Source organism: Herbaspirillum sp. DW155, from assembly GCF_037076565.1.
Classification (GTDB): Bacteria; Pseudomonadota; Gammaproteobacteria; order Burkholderiales; family Burkholderiaceae_D; genus Herbaspirillum.
Genome location: NZ_AP029028.1, coordinates 5,150,437 through 5,171,121, shown reverse-complemented (window position 1 = coordinate 5,171,121; position 20,685 = coordinate 5,150,437). Strand labels below are relative to the sequence as shown.

General features: G+C 64.1%; 22 protein-coding genes and 1 pseudogene. 12 read left to right on the top strand and 11 right to left on the bottom strand.

Annotated features, from left to right (window positions below; translation table 11 throughout):
* Positions 1 to 12 precede the first annotated feature (12 nt).
* Together AACH55_RS23585 and AACH55_RS23580 are read left to right on the top strand one after the other, a co-directional pair.
* On the top strand, positions 13 to 1,101 hold the full coding sequence (locus tag AACH55_RS23585; RefSeq protein ID WP_338717095.1) for an ABC transporter ATP-binding protein: 1,089 nt from the start codon (positions 13 to 15) through the stop codon (positions 1,099 to 1,101).
* A gap of 235 nt (positions 1,102 to 1,336) precedes the next feature.
* Positions 1,337 to 2,380 (top strand): porin, encoded by a 1,044-nt coding sequence (locus AACH55_RS23580; protein WP_338720399.1) that lies wholly within the window; start codon positions 1,337 to 1,339, stop codon positions 2,378 to 2,380.
* 109 nt (positions 2,381 to 2,489) lie between these two features.
* Here AACH55_RS23580 and AACH55_RS23575 read toward each other — a convergent pair whose 3' ends face one another.
* Together AACH55_RS23575 and AACH55_RS23570 are read right to left on the bottom strand one after the other, a co-directional pair.
* Entirely contained in the window at positions 2,490 to 3,119 is a 630-nt protein-coding gene (locus AACH55_RS23575) for a disulfide bond formation protein B (RefSeq protein WP_338717094.1), read from the bottom strand.
* Between the two features lie 736 nt (positions 3,120 to 3,855).
* On the bottom strand, positions 3,856 to 4,761 hold the full coding sequence (locus tag AACH55_RS23570) for a LysR family transcriptional regulator (RefSeq protein ID WP_338717093.1): 906 nt from the start codon (positions 4,759 to 4,761) through the stop codon (positions 3,856 to 3,858).
* 160 nt (positions 4,762 to 4,921) lie between these two features.
* Between AACH55_RS23570 and AACH55_RS23565 the strand changes: the two genes are divergently transcribed.
* The 3 genes from AACH55_RS23565 (at position 4,922) to AACH55_RS23555 (ending at position 7,087) form a co-directional block, all read left to right on the top strand.
* Positions 4,922 to 5,371 carry a PACE efflux transporter gene (locus AACH55_RS23565; protein WP_338717092.1) on the top strand — a complete coding sequence of 150 codons (450 nt, stop codon included), beginning with the start codon at positions 4,922 to 4,924 and terminating at the stop codon, positions 5,369 to 5,371.
* 62 nt (positions 5,372 to 5,433) lie between these two features.
* The gene (locus tag AACH55_RS23560) at positions 5,434 to 6,072 is read left to right on the top strand and encodes an FMN-binding negative transcriptional regulator (protein ID WP_338717090.1); all 639 of its coding nucleotides are present in this window, start codon (positions 5,434 to 5,436) and stop codon (positions 6,070 to 6,072) included.
* Between the two features lie 112 nt (positions 6,073 to 6,184).
* Positions 6,185 to 7,087: an AraC family transcriptional regulator gene (locus AACH55_RS23555; protein WP_338717088.1), complete on the top strand. Its 903-nt coding sequence runs from the start codon at positions 6,185 to 6,187 to the stop codon at positions 7,085 to 7,087.
* 13 nt (positions 7,088 to 7,100) lie between these two features.
* Here AACH55_RS23555 and AACH55_RS23550 read toward each other — a convergent pair whose 3' ends face one another.
* The 5 genes from AACH55_RS23550 to AACH55_RS23530 form a co-directional block, all read right to left on the bottom strand.
* A complete protein-coding gene (locus AACH55_RS23550; RefSeq protein ID WP_338717087.1) occupies positions 7,101 to 8,657 on the bottom strand; it encodes an ATP-binding protein in 1,557 nt (518 codons plus the stop codon).
* 67 nt (positions 8,658 to 8,724) lie between these two features.
* Positions 8,725 to 9,123: a response regulator gene (locus AACH55_RS23545; RefSeq protein ID WP_338717086.1), complete on the bottom strand. Its 399-nt coding sequence runs from the start codon at positions 9,121 to 9,123 to the stop codon at positions 8,725 to 8,727.
* Between the two features lie 29 nt (positions 9,124 to 9,152).
* Positions 9,153 to 9,395, bottom strand: a complete 243-nt coding sequence (locus AACH55_RS23540) for a DUF1427 family protein (RefSeq protein WP_338717085.1) — start codon at positions 9,393 to 9,395, stop codon at positions 9,153 to 9,155.
* Between the two features lie 27 nt (positions 9,396 to 9,422).
* The gene (locus tag AACH55_RS23535; protein ID WP_338717084.1) at positions 9,423 to 9,590 is read right to left on the bottom strand and encodes a DUF1427 family protein; all 168 of its coding nucleotides are present in this window, start codon (positions 9,588 to 9,590) and stop codon (positions 9,423 to 9,425) included.
* A gap of 83 nt (positions 9,591 to 9,673) precedes the next feature.
* On the bottom strand, positions 9,674 to 10,363 hold the full coding sequence (locus AACH55_RS23530) for a hydrolase (RefSeq protein WP_338717083.1): 690 nt from the start codon (positions 10,361 to 10,363) through the stop codon (positions 9,674 to 9,676).
* A 296-nt stretch (positions 10,364 to 10,659) separates the two neighbouring features.
* Between AACH55_RS23530 and AACH55_RS23525 the strand changes: the two genes are divergently transcribed.
* The 4 genes and pseudogenes from AACH55_RS23525 to AACH55_RS23510 all read left to right on the top strand — a co-directional run bounded on the left by AACH55_RS23525 (position 10,660) and on the right by AACH55_RS23510 (position 15,303).
* A complete protein-coding gene (locus AACH55_RS23525; RefSeq protein WP_338717082.1) occupies positions 10,660 to 12,543 on the top strand; it encodes an amidohydrolase in 1,884 nt (627 codons plus the stop codon).
* Positions 12,544 to 12,554: 11 nt separating this feature from the next.
* The gene (locus tag AACH55_RS23520; RefSeq protein WP_338717081.1) at positions 12,555 to 12,977 is read left to right on the top strand and encodes a DoxX family protein; all 423 of its coding nucleotides are present in this window, start codon (positions 12,555 to 12,557) and stop codon (positions 12,975 to 12,977) included.
* A 454-nt stretch (positions 12,978 to 13,431) separates the two neighbouring features.
* Positions 13,432 to 14,223: pseudogene (locus tag AACH55_RS23515) on the top strand (alpha/beta hydrolase); the annotation flags it as partial.
* A 219-nt stretch (positions 14,224 to 14,442) separates the two neighbouring features.
* Positions 14,443 to 15,303, top strand: a complete 861-nt coding sequence (locus AACH55_RS23510) for an AraC family transcriptional regulator (RefSeq protein ID WP_338717080.1) — start codon at positions 14,443 to 14,445, stop codon at positions 15,301 to 15,303.
* A gap of 81 nt (positions 15,304 to 15,384) precedes the next feature.
* On the opposite strand, the gene AACH55_RS23505 is transcribed toward AACH55_RS23510, so the two are convergent.
* The 3 genes from AACH55_RS23505 to AACH55_RS23495 all read right to left on the bottom strand — a co-directional run bounded on the left by AACH55_RS23505 (position 15,385) and on the right by AACH55_RS23495 (position 16,771).
* Complete coding sequence (locus tag AACH55_RS23505) at positions 15,385 to 15,666, bottom strand: BrnA antitoxin family protein (protein ID WP_338717079.1); 282 nt, start codon at positions 15,664 to 15,666, stop codon at positions 15,385 to 15,387.
* Entirely contained in the window at positions 15,653 to 15,919 is a 267-nt protein-coding gene (locus AACH55_RS23500) for a BrnT family toxin (RefSeq protein ID WP_338717078.1), read from the bottom strand. Before AACH55_RS23500 ends, AACH55_RS23505 begins: the two co-directional genes overlap by 14 nt.
* A 231-nt stretch (positions 15,920 to 16,150) precedes the next feature.
* A complete protein-coding gene (locus tag AACH55_RS23495; RefSeq protein ID WP_338717077.1) occupies positions 16,151 to 16,771 on the bottom strand; it encodes a response regulator in 621 nt (206 codons plus the stop codon).
* A gap of 330 nt (positions 16,772 to 17,101) precedes the next feature.
* Between AACH55_RS23495 and AACH55_RS23490 the strand changes: the two genes are divergently transcribed.
* Both AACH55_RS23490 and AACH55_RS23485 read left to right on the top strand, forming a co-directional pair.
* Positions 17,102 to 17,806, top strand: coding sequence for a YoaK family protein (locus AACH55_RS23490; RefSeq protein ID WP_338717076.1), 705 nt, complete (start codon positions 17,102 to 17,104; stop codon positions 17,804 to 17,806).
* Complete coding sequence (locus AACH55_RS23485; protein ID WP_338717075.1) at positions 17,803 to 18,384, top strand: TMEM175 family protein; 582 nt, start codon at positions 17,803 to 17,805, stop codon at positions 18,382 to 18,384. The genes AACH55_RS23490 and AACH55_RS23485 overlap by 4 nt, the downstream gene beginning before the upstream one ends.
* A gap of 10 nt (positions 18,385 to 18,394) precedes the next feature.
* Here the strand turns inward: AACH55_RS23485 and AACH55_RS23480 are convergent, their stop codons facing one another.
* On the bottom strand, positions 18,395 to 19,048 hold the full coding sequence (locus AACH55_RS23480; protein WP_338717074.1) for an HAD-IA family hydrolase: 654 nt from the start codon (positions 19,046 to 19,048) through the stop codon (positions 18,395 to 18,397).
* Between the two features lie 265 nt (positions 19,049 to 19,313).
* Between AACH55_RS23480 and AACH55_RS23475 the strand changes: the two genes are divergently transcribed.
* A complete protein-coding gene (locus AACH55_RS23475; protein WP_338717073.1) occupies positions 19,314 to 20,450 on the top strand; it encodes a hypothetical protein in 1,137 nt (378 codons plus the stop codon).
* Positions 20,451 to 20,685: the final 235 nt, after the last annotated feature.

The following is a 20,685-nucleotide window of genomic DNA, read 5'->3' as shown; positions in this document are numbered from 1 at the left end:
TGAGGAATCATCATGACCGAACTTTCCGTCAACGACCTGCACCTGGACTATGGCACCGGCGCTTCCGCCAATCCCATCCTCAAGGGCGTCTCCATGCAATTGCAGCGCGGTGAAGTGGTGGCGCTGCTGGGCCCCTCCGGCAGCGGCAAGACCACGCTGCTGCGCGCCGTCGCCGGGCTGGAGTCGCCCAAGGCGGGCACCATCGACATCGGCAGCCGCCGCGTCTTCGATGGCGCGCGCAATTTCGAGATGCCGGCCGAAGAACGCAACCTGGGCCTGGTGTTCCAGTCCTATGCGCTGTGGCCGCACAAGACGGTGGCCGACAACGTGGCCTATGGTCTGAAGCTGCGCAAGACGCCTTCGGACGAGATCGCCAGGCGCGTCAAGGAAGTGCTGACGCAACTGGGCCTGGGCCATCTCGGCGAGCGCTATCCGCACCAGCTTTCCGGTGGTCAGCAGCAGCGCGTGGCCATTGCCCGCGCGCTGGTCTACAACCCGCAGGTGATCCTGCTCGATGAGCCTCTCTCCAACCTCGACGCCAAGCTGCGTGAGGAAGCGCGTGCCTTCCTGCGCGAACTGATCGTGCGCCTGGGCCTGTCGGCCCTGATGGTGACCCACGATCAGGGCGAGGCCATGGCCATTTCCGACCGCATCCTGCTGCTCAACAATGGCCGCATCGAACAGCAGGGCACGCCGCAAAGCATGTACCAGACCCCCAATACCCTGTTCACCGCCGAGTTCATGGGCAGCAACAACAAGCTGGCCGCCGAAGTGGTGAGCCGCGAGGGCGAGCGCGTGACCCTGAAACTCGATGGCGGCACCGCCGTGGCCACCCTGCGCGGCCGCGACGACGCCCGTCCGGGCGAGCAGCTCACCGGCATCATCCGCGTCGAGCAGGTGCGCATCTCGGGCGAGCAGACCGGCAATGCGATCCGCCTGCCGCTCTCCACCTGCATGTACCTGGGCGACCGCTGGGAATGCCTCTTCAAGGTCGAGGGCGGCGCGGCCGGTTCGGTCGGCCTGCGCGCCTATGCGCCGCAGCGTCTGGACCAGGGCGAGTACTGGCTGTCGCTGCCGGAACAGGCCTTGTGGGCATTCTGAAAAACTAAGACCGGTCACGGGCGTTTTTAAGTTTTCCGTGCGCCGGAACTTAGTTTTTTGACGGTTCATCGCATCGATGAAAACCAGCGGGGAGGGCTATCCGCTCTTGCCTCGCTCACCCGGCCGGTCCGGGTGCGTGAACAGAAGACGTCGCCCGGTGCTGCCGTGCCGACGCTATCCAGTGCTTTCAACCAAGTAGGAGACCTCAGTGCAAAAACATCACTTCACCGCCGGCATGCTCGCGGCATTTGCGGCCTTGACCGCGAGCGGCGCCCAGGCGCAGTCGTCCGTCACCATCTATGGCCTGATCGATTCGGGCGTGGAATATCTCACCAATGCCAACGCCGCCGGCAACAGCCTGGTGCGCCTGAGTTCGGGCACGATGAACACCTCGCGCATCGGCTTCCGTGGTACCGAAGACCTGGGCGGCGGCCTCAAAGCCGTGTTCCAGCTGGAGAACGGTTTCAAGCTGGATAACGGCGGCCTCGACGGCGATGCCAACCAGCTCTTCAACCGCCAGTCCAACGTCGGCCTGGAAGGCGGCTTCGGTCGCGTGGTGGCGGGCCGTTCCTTCTCCACCACCTATGACTTCATCCTGCCCTTCGACCCGATGGGTTACTCGGCCAACTATTCCTGGGTGACCTCGGCCGGTGCTACCGGTGGCCGCAAGGACGGCATGCCGACCGGCGTGTCCAACCTGGTCAAGTACCAGGGTGAGTTCGGCGGCGTGAAGGTCGGTGCCATGTATGGTTTCGGCGAAGTGGCCGGTGACACCGGCAATGGCGCCAAGTATGGCGTCGGCCTGGGCTGGGGTTCGGGCCCGTTCAGCGTGGCGGCCACCTATGACCGCAACAACAGCACCACCACCGCCAACACGGCCTATGACCGCGCCACCAGCGCCCACCTGGCTGCGGGCTACCAGCCCGCCGACGCGTGGAAGTTCAACCTCGGCTATCGCTACTACAAGAAGACCCTGGCCAGCGGCGCGACCGACCTGCGCAGCGACTTCTTCTGGGGCGGCGTGACCTACAAGTTCACACCGGCCATGAGCGTGATCGGTGCGATCTACTACCAGAACATCAAGAACGTGGCCAATGATGCCGATCCCATCATGTATTCGCTGCGTCTGAAGTATGCGATGTCCAAGCGCACCGACCTGTACCTGAGCACCGCCTACGCCAAGGCCAGGAACAACCAGCTGGTCGGCCTCTCGCGGGATGATGCGGGCTTTGGCAGCAGCCAGTTCGGCATGACCCTGGGCATGCAGCATCGCTTCTGATGTCCGTGTAGCACCCTGGCCCGGCGCGCGTGGTTGGCGTGCGGGCCGCGATAGTCTTGAGCCGTCTTTGACCGGCGCACCCCTGCTCATGGCAGGCGTGCGCCGTTTTTCATCGGGGCTGGTGCTGTGACCAATTGAGCTGCAGGCGATCGATGAGGTCTTCGGTACAGGCAATGCGGTCGCAGCCCGCCATGCTCGAGGCCATGTGCGCACTGACTGTCATGAAGAAGATCGCGCTGACCATGATCCTGGCCCAGGGGATACGGCGCTCTGCACTCTGATGTTCGGCGCTTTGCAGCAACAGCAGCATGGCCGGATATTCGGCGCTCTTGACGCCCAGCAGAGCGGCGATGACGATGATGGCCGTCAGCGAAAACAGCGCCGTCCAGGTGTAGAAATGCATGCCCTCAAAAAGCGGCCCATGCGGCGTCTGGCCCGGCATCGCCTCCAGCGAGATCTGGCGCAGCGCGATCAGTCCGGTCAGCAACGCGCCCGTCAGCGCCACACCGTAGTGCGCGCTCTTGACGCCGAAGCGCAGATTACGCATGAAACCGATGCCCGTGAGGATGATGCCCATGCGCTGCAGTTGACACATCGGACAGGGAGGTACCTGCAGCACCCATTGGTGGTACAGCAACAGGAGCAGGCTGGCGCTCACGGCCAGCAGGCACACGCAATTGCAGAAGATGCCGCCCGGCAGGACGGGCTCGCGCGGGGTGAAGACGACGGAACGGTCCATGAGAGGGCGCCATTACAGGATGAAACCCAGGCGATCCTGGGTGTATTGGCTGAACCACCATAGAGTCACCGCCGTACTTGCCAACCATAGCTTATTGCTCATGGATTTCCAGCCGAGTGCAATTCCGAACACGGTCAGGAAGGCCAGCAGGAAAGGAACATAAAGGAACATAGGTCTGTCCGGAGTTTGTCCGGATTCATATCCGGTTGTTTGTTTGTTTGTGCGCTTTGGTTAGCAATCGTAGCCGAATGGCCGTGTAAATCTCGCTGAAAAGCCTCGAATAAAATCGAGATTTACTCACTTTATTTGGGGTGGGCTCAGCGTTATCGGACATCAATAAAGAAGGAGATGCCGATGCAGGCATCAGCAAGTCAGGCCCGGCCGGGTCATCAGGATGTGCGCCGGGTGGTGGCGGTTGTGAAAAGCTGCGCGCGGTCATGGCAAGACCTCTGCCGACATTGTTGTCGAGCGCGATGGTTTGCTGTTGCGGTCAATGACGGGAGATTATCGGATCGGGGTGATCCGTTGAAAACTAAGTTTTTTGAATATTCTCTCTAATTAGCGAATCAAAAAAACTTAAAAAATTCACTGGTAAACGCAGCGCTACTACAAGCCGTTCGTCCTGAGTAGCGGCGCAGCCGCGTATCGAAGGCGCGCCGGCGCATCAGGTCTCGGAGCGCCTTCGAGTCGGCCCTGACGGGCCTGCTCAGTCCGAACGGTTTCTGACGACACCGGCTCACTTGCGCTTGCGCCGGCTCGGCGCCATCTCCCGCATCAGGGCAATGAAGCGCTGTGCCCCCAGTCCAAGCGGGCGGTCCTTGTTCCACACCACGTCCACCCACATGCGCTGCTGGTTGCTGATGTTGTCGAAGTCGATGACCACCAGCGTGCCGGCCTCGATCTGCGCCTGCACCAGACTGAGCGGCAGATAGGCCCAGCCCAGGCCTTCACGCACCAGCGACAGCGTGGCCAGGTGATTGTCGGTGCGCCAGATGTGGCGCGCCAGGAAGAAGCGCGGGTCGGAAATGCTGGCGTCGCGGCTGGCCACGGCGATCTGGCGGATGTCGTACAGGTCCTCGTAGCGCAGCTTGCGCTTCTTGCGTAGCCGCGCCGGATGGTCGGGGGCGATCACCGCCACCATCATCTCGCTGCTGAATTCCTGGAAGGCTTCGCGGTCATTGCCGGCGTGGCGCTCGAAGACCAGTGCCAGTTGCGCCGTATCGTCATAGAGCATGCGCATCGCATCGGCCTGTGGCGAGGACAGCACCTCCACTTCCAGCGAAGGAAACTCCGCTGCCAGCACCGCCAGCGGCTTGGCCCAGGGCACCGACAGCAGTTCGGGCGCGACGGCCAGCGTGAGCTTGCGCTCCAGCCCCTGATGCATGGCCAGCGCATGGGCATCGAGCTGGCGCAGGGTGCTGGCCAGCAGGCGTGCATCCGGCTCCAGTGCCCGCGCCAGTTCGGTGGGCCGGGCGTCACGCGCGGTGCGGTCGAACAGCACCAGGTCCAGCTCCGCTTCGAGCTGGCTGATGGTCATGCTGACCGAGGAGGGCACCCGCCCCAGCAGGCGTGCCGCTGCGGAAAAGGAGCCACTGTCGAGCACGGCCAGGAAGACCCTTACATTGTCACTGGAGAACGCCATGGCCTGTCCCTTGCAGATGTTGCGGAGCTGAAGCGGCATCGACGACCTGTCAGAAAAACTGAAAGAAGCCGACTTCATCCATCAAAAATATCATCATAGAATGCTTCCCGTCGCGCCGCCAGTCCGAATGCTGGCGTGCCGCTGTCTTCAGGAGCACATCATGCAAGGATTCAAACGCAAGCTGGTCTATGCCTGCCTCTTCGAGGGGCTGGCCATCCTCTTCACCACGGTCGGGCTGAGCGTCTTCGCCGGTCACGACAGTGCGCATGCATCGGCCGCCGCCGTGGCCTCGTCGGCCATTGCCTTCGTGTGGAATTTCATCTTCAACACCCTCTTCGAGCGCTGGGAAGCACGCCAGCCGCGCCGTGGCCGCAACTTCGCCCGGCGCGCCGCGCACGCCCTCGGTTTCGAAGGCGGCCTGGTGGTGATGCTGGTGCCGCTGTTTGCCTGGTGGCTGGGCATCAGCCTGTGGGAGGCGCTGGTGCTGGATTTCGGGCTGATCGTCTTCTTCATGATCTACACCTATCTGTTCAACCTCGGCTTTGATCGCGTCTTCGGCCTGCCCAGCTCGGCCATGCCGGCTGCTGCACAGACGGCCGAGGCGCGCTGACGGCAAAGGGGGCTGCGGGTTTGTCTTACAATGACCCGCTCAGCCCACCTGCCAGGAAGCCCATGTACATCCCCACCCACTTCGCCGACCAGGACACCGCCAGCCTGCACCAGCTGATCACCGCCCATCCCTTTGGCGTGCTGATCTCGCATACTGCCAGCGGGCTCGATGCCAATCACCTTCCTTGCCATCTCGACCCGGCCCAAGGCGCGCTGGGCACGCTGCATCTGCACGTGGCGCGTGCCAATCCGCTGTGGCGCGAACTGGCCGATGGCGATACGGTGCTGGTCGTGTTTTCTGCAGGCGATGCCTATATCTCGCCGAGCTGGTATCCCAGCAAGCATGAGGCGCATCGTCAGGTGCCGACCTGGAACTACGCCGTGGCCCATGCCCACGGACGCGTCACCATCCGCGATGACGAGCGCTACCTGCGCGGCGTGGTGGCACGCCTGACGCGCACCCACGAGGCCGGCGAGCAAAAGCCCTGGAAGATGTCGGACGCGCCCGCCGACTATACCGACACGCTGCTCAAGGCCATCGTCGGCATCGAGATCGGGATCACGCGCCTGGAAGGCAAGCGCAAGCTCAGCCAGAACAAGGACGTGCGCGACATCGAGAGCGCCGGCAACACCCTGGTCGAGCGCGGCCACGCCGGAATCGGCCAGGCCATGCTGCAAGAGGCTGCGCGCAAGCAACAGTGAGCGGCGACAACAATACGGGCCTGCCCAGGCGGGCCCCTGCCGCTCTGTGTAGAATGCCGGGACAGGGCCGCTGTACGCCCGTCCGCTATTGACGATTTCCTCGAGGTTGAACATGACTGCTCTGGCCACCCCCGCCGTTCCCGCCGCGCGCAGTGATTCTCTCGGTTGCTCGGCTACCCACCTCAAGCAGAGCTGCGAGTTGCAGGGCAGCCAGTTCAGTTTCTATCGCAAGCGGGTCGAGAGCCGTGAGGTATCGCAGGTCTACACGCCGGCCTCCGACCGGGGTTTCCTGGTCGGTATTTCGATGGCACAGCAACATCGTCGTCACATCTTCCGTGGCAGTCAGCGCGCGCAGTTCGAGTTTGAACGCGGTGCCGTCTATACCCGCGATTTTTCCGAAGACTACCGGGCCGAGTTGCAGGGGCCATTCGATTTCCTGCTGGTGGAGTTGCCGCCCTCGTGGTTCGCCACCGTCAATGACGATCTGCGCGGACGCAAGGTCACGGGTCTGTCCACCGTCACCGGTCAGGGCGATCCGGTGCTGGCGCATCTGGCCGCAGCACTGGCACCGGCGCTGGCAGACCCTGATCCCGACAAGCAGCTCTTCGTCGACCAGCTCGGGCTGGCCATGGGCACCCACCTGCTGCAACGCTATGGCGGCGCCCGCCTCCCGCTGCCGGGCAATGCGCGCCTGTCGCGCGTGCATGAGGAGCGCGCCAAGCAGATGCTGTTGCAGAAGGCCGATGGCAATGTCTCCATCCCCGAGATCGCGCGCGAATGCAATATGTCGGCCAGCTATTTCCTGCGCGCCTTCAAGGCCAGCACCGGCCATACGCCGCATCAGTGGCTGATGATCCAGCGCGTGGAGAGGGCGCGGGAATATCTGCGTCATACCCGCCTGTCGCTGGCCGAGATTGCAGTGGCTTGCGATTTCTACGACCAGAGCCATTTCAGCCGCGTGTTCTCCCAGGTGGTCGGCAGCACGCCGGGCGCCTGGCGCCGCCCGCTGGGCTGAGGGCGCTGCCCGTTCAGGGCACGCGCGGCAGATCGAAGCTGAACACGGTTCCCTGCGGCTGTGCCGCCGCCACGCGCAGGCGGCCGCGATGGGTTTCGATGATGGAGTGGCAGATCGCCAGACCCATGCCCATGCCATTTTCCTTGGTGGTGTAGAAGGCATCGAAGATGCGCGGCATGGCCTCGGCGGCGATGCCCTCGCCGCTGTCCTGTACCTGTACCTCGACCCGCTGTTCATTGCTGCAACTGGCGCTGATGCTGAGCACGCGGGCATTTTCCGGCACCGCCACCATGGCGTCGATGGCATTGACCAACAGGTTCAGCAGCACCTGCTGCAACTGCACCGTGTCGCCCAGCACAAAGACATCGGCGGGCGTGAGCGTCAGCGCCAGATTCACTTCGCGCTGCTCCAGCTCACTGCGCGAGAGCGTCAGGACGTGGCGGATCAGCGCCGGCAGGTTGATGCGTTCGAACTGCGGTGCGCGATTGCGGGTGAGGTTCTGCAAACCGCTGATGATGCCGCCGGCGCGCTGGCCTTCGCTGATGATGTCGCGCAGGCTGGCACGCGCATGGTCCAGTTCCGGTTCGGGCCGGTTCAGCCAGCGCAGGCTGGCGCCGGCATTGGAGACGATGGACATGAGCGGCTGGTTGATCTCATGGGCGATGGAAGCGGTCAGCTGGCCCACCGTATTGGCGCGCGCCACGCGCTCCATGTCCACCTGGGCCGCGCGAATGGCGTATTCGGCCTGGCGCCGCACGGTGATATCGGTGGCCGTGCCCATGTATTCGGTAAAGGTGCCGTCCACCCACACTGGCTTGCCGATGCCGGAGATATAGCGCACCTCGCCGGTATCCTGGCGGCAGATGCGATGCTCCACACGGATGGTGCCGCCCATGGCCACGGCGGCGTTGACGGTCTCGATGACTTCCTGCCGGTCATCGGGATGCATGATGGCCGCGAACTCGTCGTAGGTGAGGCAGTTGCGTCCGACCGGCAAGCCATAGATGCGGCACAGTTCGTCGGAGCAGAACATCAGGTCTTCGCGCACCAGGTAGCGCATGCTGCCGGTATGGTTGAAGCGCTCACCCTGCTTGAGCAGTTCCTGGCTGGTGCGCAGTTCGCGTTCGGCGCAGATCAGCATTTCCTTTTCCAGCAGCGCCTGGGCGTGGTCGGCGGCATTGGCCAGGACCACGGCGGCATGGGCGGCCAGATGATGGACACGCCGTGTGATGGCGGCCGTGGGTACGTCGTCGTAATACAGCAGCAGCTCGCCGTGCGACTGACCACGATGGTGGAGGGGCAGGGTGAGCTGTGCCGATTGCAGATCGTCGGGCCGGGCGATGCAGTCACGCTGGCGGTTGCTGAGGTCGCCGCCGATGCGGTGGGCTTCGGCCTGGATCAGGGCCAGGCCGGCGTCATGCCGCACCAGCAGACAGCGCCGTGCGCCGCCGAGATCGCACAGGGCGCGGGTGATGGCGGGCTGGAGCAGGACCGGATCGAGCAGTGCCGACAGTTCGCGCAGGGTCTGCAGCAAGGCGTCGTCGTCGGAAAGGCGCGGGTCGGACGGCAAGGGGATCTCCTGGCAGGCAAGGTTGGGCTGAAGGCGCATTGTGCCGCATTGCGGCCCCTTGTGCCGTTCAGGGAGGTCCGTAGAGCAGGGTGGCCGTCAGCATCACCAGGAGGATATCGGCGTCGACCGGCTTGGCCAGCAGCGCCAGGCCCATGTCGGTGGCGCGCTGGCGCTGTAGTGGCGTCACCTGCGCCGAGATGAACAGCACCGGCAGTCCCGGCCGCAACTGTGCCAGCCGCTCGGCCAGCTCGAAGCCGCCCATCTGCGGCAGGTTCAGGTCGACGATGGCGCAGCAGGCCACCGGCAGGCAGGTACTGCTCAGGAAATCCTCGGCACGGTAGAAACTGCAGCTGCGATGCCCGGCCGAATCCAGCAGGTTGCACAAGGCCGCGCGGACCCCGAGATCGTCATCGATCACCGCGATGGGGCGGTGTGATGGCGGCGTGTTCTCGCCTTCGTTCGTCATCGTCAGCTCGGCGGCCTTTGATGCAGCGCTTACTGCTGGTCCGGCGGCGGCGTGCCCGTGATCTTGGGCATGCATTCGCGGTGGAACCACGATGCCGTCAGAGGTTCACCGGCCAGCCGCCGGCGTGCGATGGGCACCAGCTGTTCGCCGATCAGCATGCCCAGCAAGCCCAGCAGGGCGATGATGGGCGGTGCCGGCGACTGCACGTGCAGGGCGGCGTAGATGAGGCCGGCAAGCAGGCCCATCAGTAGGGAAATGAGATAAGGTTTCATGCAGACTCCTGGCTCCAGACTCCAGACTCAGTGGCCCAACAGCGGACCCAGACCGTTGATCAGGCGTTCGGCCAGCACCATGCCCAACAGCCCGATCAGGGCGATGCCGGGTGGCGCCGGTGAGCGCACCTTCAAGAGCGCATAGACGACACCGATCAGGATGCCGGCACCCAGGGAAATCAGATAAGCGGACATGGCCCGGCTCCTCGATAAAGATGGGACGCCGCCGCGTCCGGCCGATGGGATGGCCATAACGCAGCGGCGCAGAGAGCAGGCGCTTACTTGGCCGGCACCGGTGCCAGGGTCTTCTGTTTGCCGTGCGGGCGCTGCTCGGCCTTGTGCACCATGGTGTAGGCGTAGTCCACGCCCATGCCGTAGGCACCCGAGTGTTCGCGCACGATGTCCATGACGGCGCTGTAGGTTTCCTTGCGGGCCCAGTCGCGCTGCCATTCCAGCATCACCTGCTGCCAGGTCACGGGGATGACGCCAGCCTGGATCATGCGCTGCATGGCGTAGTCGTGGGCTTCCTTGGAGGTGCCGCCGGAGGCGTCGGCCACCATGTAGATTTCGTAGTCGCCTTCGGCCATGGCGCACAGGGCGAAGCTGTTGTTGCAGACTTCGGTCCACAGGCCCGCCACGACCACCTTCTTCTTGCCGTTGGCCTTGAGGGCGTCGCGCACCTTCTGGTCATCCCAGGAATTCATGGAGGTGCGTTCCAGGATGTCGTGCTCGGGGAAGACCGACAGCAGTTCCGGATAGGTGTAGCCGGAAAAACCTTGGGTTTCGACGGTGGTGATGATGGTGGGGATGTTGAACGCCTTGGCCGACTTGGCCAGGGCGACGACGTTGTTCTTGAGGACCTGACGGTCCATCGATTGCACGCCGAAGGCCATTTGCGGCTGATGGTCGATGATGATGAACTGGCAGTTGGTCGGGGTCAGCACGTCGAGCTTGGTATTGGTGGTCATGATGTTTCCGTAGGTGGGATGTTGGTGGAGGAGAGTGCCGGTCCGGCGTCGGGGGATGGACGACGCAGACCGGCCGACAGCGGGAGTGAGGCTGCCGGAGGCGATCATAGGCAAGCGCGCAGGGCGTTGCCATTATCTGTTCGTATAGCTAGACGCTGGCTGTGCGTTTTTGCACACTGCAAGCACCAACAAAAGCACCAACAAAAGCGCAGGGGATGAACGGCTCGCGGCAAGCGGCCGCCACCACTTGCGCAATCCGCCCTCTTCATTCGCCTTAGCCCATGCCCGGAGCCTCCATGACGACCGCAGCCAGCGTGACCCCAGACCTGATCCTGTTGAACGGCAAGATCCACACCGTCGACAAGCAAAACCCCATCGCCGAGGCCGTTGCCATCGGCGGCGGAAAATTCCTCGAAGTCGGCAGCGCCGCCGACGTGATGCGCGGCAAGCAAGCCACCACCAAGGTCATCGACCTGGGCGGGCGCACCGTCATCCCCGGCCTGAATGACTCCCACCTGCACCTCATCCGTGGTGGCCTGAACTACAACCTGGAACTGCGCTGGGAAGGCGTGCCCTCGCTGGCCGATGCGCTGCGCATGTTGAAGGACCAGGCCGCACGCACCCCGCATCCGCAATGGGTGCGCGTGGTGGGCGGCTGGACCGAATTCCAGTTCGCCGAAAAGCGCATGCCCACGCTGGAGGAATTGAACGCGGCCGCGCCCGATACCCCGGTCTTCGTGCTGCACCTGTATGACCGCGCGCTGCTCAATCGCGCCGCGCTGCAGGCGGTGGGCTATACCAAGGACACCCCCAACCCGCCGGGTGGCGAGATCGTGCGCGATGCCTCGGGCAATCCGACCGGCATGCTGATCGCCCGTCCCAATGCCATGATCCTGTATGCCACCCTGGCCAAGGGACCGACCCTGCCGCAGGAGTATCAGGTCAACTCGACCCGCCAGTTCATGCGCGAGTTGAACCGCCTGGGCGTGACCAGTGCCATCGATGCCGGCGGCGGTTTCCAGAACTACCCGGACGACTACCAGATCATCAACAAGCTGGCGGCCGATGGACAACTGACCATCCGCATCGCCTACAACCTGTTTACCCAGAGCAAGGGCGGCGAACTGGCCGACTTCCAGAAATGGACCGGCATGGTCAGGCCAGGTGACGGCGACGATTTCCTGCGTCACAACGGCGCCGGTGAAATGCTGGTGTTCTCGGCGGCCGACTTCGAGGATTTCCTGGAACCGCGTCCCGACCTGGCCGAGGGCATGGAAGACGAACTCGAGCGCGTGGTGCGCCACCTGGTCTCGAACCGCTGGCCGTTCCGCCTGCATGCGACTTATGACGAATCGATCTCGCGCATGCTGGACGTCTTCGAGAAGGTCAACCGCGACATCCCCTTCGATGGCCTGCACTGGATGTTCGACCACGCCGAGACCATCACCGAGCGCAACATCGAGCGCGTCAGGGCGCTGGGCGGCGGCATTGCCATCCAGCATCGCATGGCCTTCCAGGGGGAATACTTCATCGACCGCTATGGCGCGGAGGCGGCCGAGCACACACCGCCCATTGCCAAGATGCTGGAGATGGGCGTGCCGGTCGGTGCCGGCACCGACGCCACCCGCGTGGCCAGCTACAACCCCTGGACCGCACTGTACTGGCTGGTCTCGGGACGTACCGTGGGCGGCACCAGGCTGTATGGCACGGCCGGCCGCCTGCCGCGCGAGACCGCGCTGGAACTGTGGACCGCAGGCAGCGCCTGGTTCTCCAGCGAGCAGGCCAAGAAGGGCCGCATCCAGGCCGGCCAGCTGGCCGATCTGGCGGTGCTGTCGGCGGATTTCTTCAGCGTGCATGAAGACGACATCAAGGCCATCGAATCGCTCATGACCGTGGTCGATGGCAAGGTGGTCTATGGCGCCGGCCCGTTCTCCTCGCACGGCCCCGGTGACATCCCGGTGCTGCCCGAGTGGTCGCCGGTGGCCAAGGTGCCGGGACACTATCGCGCCCTCGCCAGGACCGATGCTGCGCGCCAGAAGAAGACCGCGCTGCCGCATGCCTGCGTGGGCTCCTGCGGCGTGCATGGTCACGCGCATGACGTCGCGCGCAAGTCCAGCGTGCCTGTCTCCAACTTCGCCGGTTTCTGGGGCGCGTTGGGTTGCAGCTGCTTCGCGTTCTGAGGGAGGCGATCATGGAGACACGCCATCCCACCCTCTGGCAGGGTTTGCCGGTGCCGCCGCTGGACCTGGGTTTGCTGTTCCTGCGGGTGGCCGGCAGCTTCATGCTGTTCTACGTGCATGGCCTGCCCAAGCTCATGCATTACGCGCATGAGCTGACCGTCATCGAGGACCCCTTCGGCCTCGGCCCCACGGTATCGCTCTGGGCCGCCATCCTCGCCGAGGCGCTGTGCCCGGTGTTGATCGCCCTGGGCGTGTTCACGCGCCTGGCCTGCCTGCCCATCATCGGCGTGCTGCTGGTGGCCATGCTGGCGGTGCATCCGGGCTGGAGCATTGCCGAAGGCCAGTTCGGCTGGCTGCTGCTGGTGATCTTCACTTCCATCGCACTGTGCGGGCCGGGCCAGTGGCGGTTGCGGAATTCTCCTGCTCAGCAGTAGGAATTAAGTTTTTGTATTGCAATCACTAAGTTCCGGTAGCAAAAAAACTTAGTTTTTTTCCGGTCGCCTTGCGACGCGCAAGGCGGCCTGCTCCCCCCAAGGGCGCAGCAATCGACATGCCCCTCACACCTCATCAAGGAGTCACACCATGAGCACCATCACCACCCGCGACGGTACCGAAATCTATTAGAACCCATTTCATAAATAGGCGTGAGATGCGTTCTGTCCAGAAAGGGCGCTGGCAAGGCGCGCGACGCGTCGTGTGGCGGTGCCACACGCAAGGAGTGCAACGCGGCCAGCGCCCTTTCTGGACAGAACCCGCAGGGAGCGGCCCGTTTGGGCGAATTGCTGCGTTACGAATTTGGGTCAAGACGCCCAGTCTTGACCCAAATTCGCGCCTTGCACTTCATCCCAAACGGGACTCGCTCGCACTCACGCCTATTTATGAAATGGGTTCTACAAGGACTGGGGCAGCGGCCAACCGGTCGTCTTCGGCCACGGCTGGCCGCTGGATGGCGACATGTGGGAATACCAGATGAACTTCCTGGCCGAGCGCGGCTATCGCGTCATCGCCTATGACCGCCGTGGCTTCGGCCGTTCCAGCCAGCCCTGGACTGGTTACGACTACGACACCTTCGCCGATGACCTGGCCGAGCTGATGGACAAGCTGGACCTGCAGGGCGCGACCCTGGTCGGTTTCTCCATGGGCGGCGGCGACGTGGCCCGCTACATCGGCCGTCATGGCAGCAAGCGCGTGGCCAAAGCCGCGCTGCTGGGCGCGGTGACGCCGATCTTCGGCCAGGCGCCGGACTTTCCGCAGGGCGTGCCGGCCGAGGTCTTCGCCGGGATCACAGAAGGTTTGCTGAAGGACCGTGCGCAATTCATCAGCGACTTCGCGGCCGTGTTCTTCGGCACCAATCGTCCGGGCAAGGCCGATGCGGTCAGCCCCGGCGTGCTGGCGCAGACCTTCAACATCGCCATGCTGGCTTCGCTCAAGGGCACGCTGGATTGCGTGACGGCCTTCTCCGGCACCGACTTCCGTGAAGACATCAGGAAATTCAACTTCCCCACCCTGGTCATCCACGGCGATGACGATCAGATCGTCCCCTTCCAGACCACCGGCAAGCTGGTGGCCGAGATGGTGCCGGGCGCGCAACTGAAGATCTACAGCGGCGCGCCGCACGCCCTGTGCGCCACCCACAAGGACCAGATCAATGCCGACCTGCTGGCCTTCCTGAAGGGATAAGCAGCATGAGCCTGGACGCCAGCCGACGCCAGCAGCAGGAAACGCGCCGGCTGGCATCCATCTAAGCCGTGCCGGTTGTCCGGCGGAAACAGGGCAGGAGTCAGGACTTGACGCTCCTGCCCTTTTTGCGTTTTCCTTCACCTGTGTCTGACGGACCGGCCTGTCTTGCGCTATGGTGGCGGGGCGGTTTTTTTCTCTTCATCTCCAAGGATTTTTCGTGTGATCCAGCCCTTGCCCACCCGTGTCATGAAACGTATCCGCCTGCAGGACGACATCACGCTGGCGCGTGCGGCCCAAGGCGGGGTGCCGGAGCATGCGCCGGTGATCGACATTCCCGGTGACGAGGCGTTTTCCATCATCGTGCAATTGCAGGATTTCCGGCATCACAAGCTCTGGCGTGGCCAGCAGCTGGTGCATGCGGGTGCTCACCGGCGCGGCGAGATGGCCATCACCGACCTGCGCGAGCAGTGGCGCTGCCAGCATCTTTCGGATTACGACAACGTGCGCCTGCAACTGCCGCGCGCCACCATCGAGCACTGGAGCGAAGAGAGCGGACGCCGCATCAGCGGCTTGCAGCAGCGTCAGGCGGTGCGTGACCCGGTGGTCTGGCATCTGGTGCAGGCGATGTTGCCGATGCTGGGCGAGGCCGCCAATGACGGCGATACGGTCTTCATCGACACCGTGACGCTGGCCCTGCACACCCATCTGGCGCAGCATTACGGCGGCCAGCCCGCGCCGCGCGGCAGCGGTCGGCTGGCCGGCTGGCAGCAGGTGCGGGTGCGCGACTACATGCTGGCGCATCTGGCCCAGCGCATGAGCCTGGCTGAGCTGGCCGCGCAATGCGGCCTGTCGCGCGCGCATTTTTCACGGGCCTTCAAGCTCAGCTTTGGCCTGCCGCCGCATGCCTGGCTGCAACGTCAGCGCATCGCCCTGGCCTGCAAGCTGCTGCGCGAGGGCGGCAAGAGCATGACGGCCATCGCGTTCGAATGCGGGTTCTCCGACCAGAGTCACTTCAGCCGTGTGTTCAAGCAGGTGATGGGGGTGGGGCCGATGGTGTGGATGCGGGGGCGGGATGGGTGAGGCGAAGACAGCGGGTGAAGTCAGGCCTCCATCCTGCTTCCTCGTCCGCCGATGGATAGCTCTTCCCGGCAGCTTGCATCCTCAACGATGCTGCGCCAGCCATTCGCGCAAGGCGCCGTTCATCCGGCTTTGCCAGCCCGCGCCCTCGCTCTTGAACGCCTCGAGCACATCCATATCGAAACGCATCGTCACCTGCACCTTCGTACCGCTACCGGCCGGGCGGCCACGGCCGCGCGCTGGCCGCATGACTGCAAAATCCTCTGCGCTCAGAGGTGGATTGTCCGGGTCTGACAAGGCTGCCGCAGTGATCGCTGCATCTTCCTCATCGCCGGGGGGAAGCGCCCCTTGTTTAATTTTCGGCATACAGTTGAAACTCCCTTTGATTGGCCTTGCGCAGGCTGATCATGCGCCGCTGGTCATCCCGTATGACATAGACAGCCACATGAAGCCGCAAACCGATGAAGGCAATGGCGATTTCTCTTTGCTCTTTGTAGTCGTGCCGGTCATCGGTTCTGATCAGCGCATCGTCCCAATCCATCTCGGCGGCCAGCGCCAGTGAGACGCCATGTTTGGCAAGGTTGGCCGCATCTTTGGCGGGGTCGAATACGATGTCCATGCATATTATCGTAGCTACGATAAATGTGCGGATCAAGGATTATTTGTAGCTACATATAAAACCGGCACCAAAGCACCAGCGAATCTGAGGGAGAAAAAGTACCCGGCAGATCCAAGGTGGTGGTCGAGCGGTTGAGTCAGAAGCTGGAGATATCGGAGGACTTCGCACCGATTTGCTTGAGCTCATCGGTAGGTGACAAAGAATGCGTCCTTGCAGAAAACCGCTGCGGGCCTAGCGCTGCCTCGCCGAATGAATCTGCAGGCGCTCTGCCGTGCGCACCAGATCGGCCAGGGTCCTGGTCTGCATCTTGTCCATCACGCGGCGTTTGTGGACCTTGACGGTGATTTCGCTGATGCCCAGCTCGGTGGCGATCTGCTTGTTGAGCAGTCCGCCGATGGTCAGTTCCAGCACTTCGCGTTCGCGCGGGGTCAGCTTTTCCAGACGCGAGGCGCTGGCCGCCTGCTCGGTCCGCTGATGCAGATCGCGCCCGGCGATGACCAGCGCTTCCTGCACCGCGCCCAGCAGGCGTTCGTCTTCGATGGGTTTGGTGAGGAATTCATGCGCGCCCGCCTTCATGGCCTGGACCGTGGCGGGAATCGTGCCATAGCCCGAGATGAAGATGACCGGAATGGCCTCGCCCCGCTGCTCCAGATGGCGTACTACCGCGAAGCCGTCCGAGCCGGGCATCTTCATGTCCAGCAGCAGGCAGCAGGGCGTGCCGGTCAGCGGCTCCCGCAGAAATTCATCGGCCGAGGCAAAGCCGCGCGCCGTCAGGCCGGCCGAGGCCAGCAGTCTCAACAGGGCGGTCCTGATCATGCCATCGTCATCGACGACATATACGGTACTTTCCATGGTTTCATCCGTCTTGCCGGGTTGCGAAAATCCTCGCGCGAACAAGGCCGATTGCGTCGGAGCAGGGCGCGCAAGCTTCGCAGACGCCACCGGCCATGCCGTGCAGTACTCGCATCATCAGCATTCAGGCCGGGTTTGGATTGTACAAATGTGCTCTTTTTTGTAGAAAATGCCTTTGTGGCAGCTTCTTCGCCTGTATCGTTGCCGTATCGGCAATGGTTCAGCCAATGCCGTGCTTGTCTTATCCACAGGGATAATGGGCGCCTCGCGCCGGCGGTGCTAAGGTGTGCGGCCTGGCCCCCGCCCTCAGAACAGAAGCGAGACCCCCTCATGAATGCCGCACAACGCAACAATCGCCTCCAGTCCGCCGGACTGGCCTTCCTCGCCGCCTATGTCGATACCCTGGGTTTCATTGCCCTGTTTGGTCTGTTCACGGCGCACGTGACGGGCAACTTCATCCTCATCGGTGCGGCCCTGGCGGACAGTTCGCAGATGTCCATCCTGCTCAAGTTCCTGGCCTTCCCGGCCTTCATCCTCGGTGTGGCCGTGGCACGGGTTTACATCGCCGCCATCCAGCGCCGCCGTGGTCGCGCGCTGGGCTGGTCGCTCCTGCTGCAACTGCTGCTGCTGATCGGGTTCATGGTCTGCGGCATCGCCGCCGCACCGGTGCAGTCACCCACGGCCAGCTGGGTGATGGCCGCCGGCCTGCTGGGCACCGCCTCCATGGGCGTGCACAGCGCCATCAGCCGCCTGCTGCTGGCGCATCTGGCGCCGACTTCGCTCATGACCGGCAACGTCACCCAGGTGGTGATCGACGTGGTGGACATGCTGCGCGGCGCCGCCGATGCCGGTACCACCGAGCGCTGCATCAAGTTCGTGTGGCCGGTGCTGTCCTTTGGCGCGGGCGCCATTGCCGCCGCCTTCGCCTATCACGCCATCGGCTTCGCCGGGCTGATCGTGCCGGTGCTGATCCTGGTGGCGCTGGTCGTGTGGGAATTCCGCCAGCCACTGCCGGCCACGGCGGCGGGTCAGTGAACAAGTCGCGGCTGGAAGCCTTCAGCGATGGCGTCATCGCCATCGCGATCACCATTATGGTGCTGGGGCTGCAAACGCCGCAGGGCGCGCGACTCGCCGATCTGGCACCACTCATGCCGCCGCTGTTGAGCTATGTGCTCAGCTTTGTCTACATCGGCATCTACTGGGTCAATCACCATCACCTGCTGCACCTGGCCACGCAGGTCGACCGCCGGGTGCTGTGGGCCAATCTGCATCTGCTGTTCTGGCTGTCGCTGCTGCCGCTGGTCACCTCATGGGTGGCCAACCATCATCGCCAGAGCGCGCCGGTAGCTTGCTATGGCGTGGTGCTGCTGATGTGCTCGCTGTCCTTCCTGCTGTTGAAACGCGCCTTGCGCCACAGCGAGGCCGCGCATCCGTCGCTGGCGGCCCTGCTCGGCCAGGGCCGCAAGAATGCGCTCTCCATCCTGTGTTATGCGCTGGCCATTCCGTTGTCACTGGTCACGCCGCTGGGCGCCACCGCGGTCTACGTGCTGCTCGCTCTGCTGTGGTTCCTGCCGGACCATCACTTCGAAGCGGCGCGCACCAGCGTCAACTGATTGCGCGAACTCATCCGCCCAGCTTGTCCCACAGCGCCTGGTCATTGAAATCGCGGATCACCGCATGTGCGCCGGCCGCACGCAGGCGCGCTTCATCCAGTCCGCCCAGCATGCCGAAGGTCCAGACCTGCGCGCTGCTGGCGGCTTTCACACCCGAACCCGAATCCTCGAAGGCCACCGCCTGTTCCGGCCGGCCGCCCAGCAGTTGCAGGGCGGTCAGGTAGGGCAGCGGATCGGGCTTGGCGCGCGCCAGTTCATCGCCGATCACCAGCGTATCGAAGCGGCCGGCCAGGCCGGTGGCCTTCAACATCAGCTCGGCATTGGCGCGCGGTGCATTGGTGACGACGGCCGACCGTCCGCCGATGCGGGCGATGTGCTCCAGCAGGCGTTCGATGCCGGGCGTGGGCGCGACCTCTTGGTCCAGCTGCGAGCGGAACAGCTGCTCTTTTTCTTCGGCCAGCGGCAGATATTGCTCCGGCGGCATGCCGGGGAAGAGGTGATTGAAGATCATGGCATTGGAGGCGCCCATGATGTGGGTCTTGTAGTAGTCGACATCCACCGAGCGGTCCCAGCGCGAGAGGATGGTGTTGAAGGCGGCGTGGTGCAGGGCGTCGCTGTCCATGAGCGTGCCGTCGAGGTCGAACAGGAAATGGGTAATGGCCATGTGAGTCGTGAGCTGAGAGGAGTGATCCGCCGCCTCGGGCGACGGCAGGGACGATGCGCGAGCGGCCATTCTATAAGACCCGGCGCGGATGTGCCGGGCAGGTTTTCCGCTATGTCGCGCTGATTTTTTCCCACTTTCCTACGCCGGCTGAAGAACTGCGCCGATGGCGCCGCCGCTAGCGCGCCCCTACAGTCTCATCGTGGCAATGCCCCCCGGCCCTGCGCTCGCCGCAGGGATCAATCCATCAAGAATCGCGAGGAGACTCATGACCACCTCAACCATCCATCCCCTTCCAGCGGCCAGCGTCGAGGCCGCCGACAACAACGGCTCCGGCGTCTCCTGGGGCGCCATCCTGGCCGGTGCCTTCGCGGCGGCGGCGCTGTCCTTCATCCTCGTGATGCTGGGCTTCGGCCTCGGTTTTTCATCGATCTCGCCGTGGTCCGGCGAAGGGGTCTCGGCCAAGACCATCGGTTATTCCACGGCCGGCTGGCTGCTCTTCACCCAGATCGCGGCCTCGGCCATCGGCGGTTTCCTGGCCGGTCGCCTGCGCGTGAAGTGGGCCGGCCTGCATACCCGTGAAGTCTATTTCCGCGATACCGCGCATGGCCTGCTGGCCTGGGCAGTGGCCTCGCTGGCCACCGCCGCCCTGCTGGGCTCGGCCGTGGGCAGCGTGATCTCGGGCGGCGCCAGGACCATCGGGGCCGCCGGCGGTGCGCTGGGAACCGGTGCCGTCGCGAGCGCTGCGGCCATGGGCCCGGACGGTGCGCAACAGGCGGGCAACCTGGCCGATCGCGCTGCGGGATACTTCATCGATTCCATGTTCCGCACCGGGACCAACACCAGCGCTGCCCCCGGCGCCGGTGCTGCACCTGCCGCGCCGGTGACTGCGCCTGGCGGCAACGATGCCGCCACCGGTTCTGCCGCTCCGGCTGCGTCCGCTGCACCTGCTGCCCCGCTGGCCGCACCGACGCCCGCCGATGGCCGTGAACTGAGCGCGGCCCAGCGCATGGAAGTGGCGCGCGTGTTCGGCTACTCGCTGGCCAACCAGCAACTGGCCGACAACGACAAGCGTTACCTGGGCCAGCTGGTGGCGCGCCACACCGGCCTGTCGCAAGCCGATGCCGAGAAGCGCGTGGCCGATACCTTCGCCGCCTACCAGCGCAATCTGGAGCAGGCCGCCACCAAGGCCAAGGAAGCCGCCGACGCCGCCCGCAAGGCCGCTGCCTATGCCGCGCTGTGGATGTTCCTGGCGCTGCTGTGCGGAGCCTTCGTCGCCAGCTGGCTGGCCACCTATGGCGGCCGCCTGCGTGACCGCAATGAACTCTACGGCGAGCCGGTGCTGCACCAGCGCGTGCACGATCAACACGATCACCGCGTCGGCGCACCTGAACATCAACTTTGATAGGAGACTGACATGGGTGCCATTCTGCTCTGGCTCTTGGGGATTCCGATTCCCATCATCCTGCTGCTGATCCTGCTGTTCTGAGGGTTTCGGCGCAATGGAAGGAAAATGACAACGGGCGGCCTGTGAGCCGCCCGTTGTCGCAGGTCAGCAGGAAATCGCTTCAGGGCGGGTGAAGCATCTGACCCAACTGCGGGATGAAACCTGCCGCCACTTTCCGGCCGATTGCCGGCGC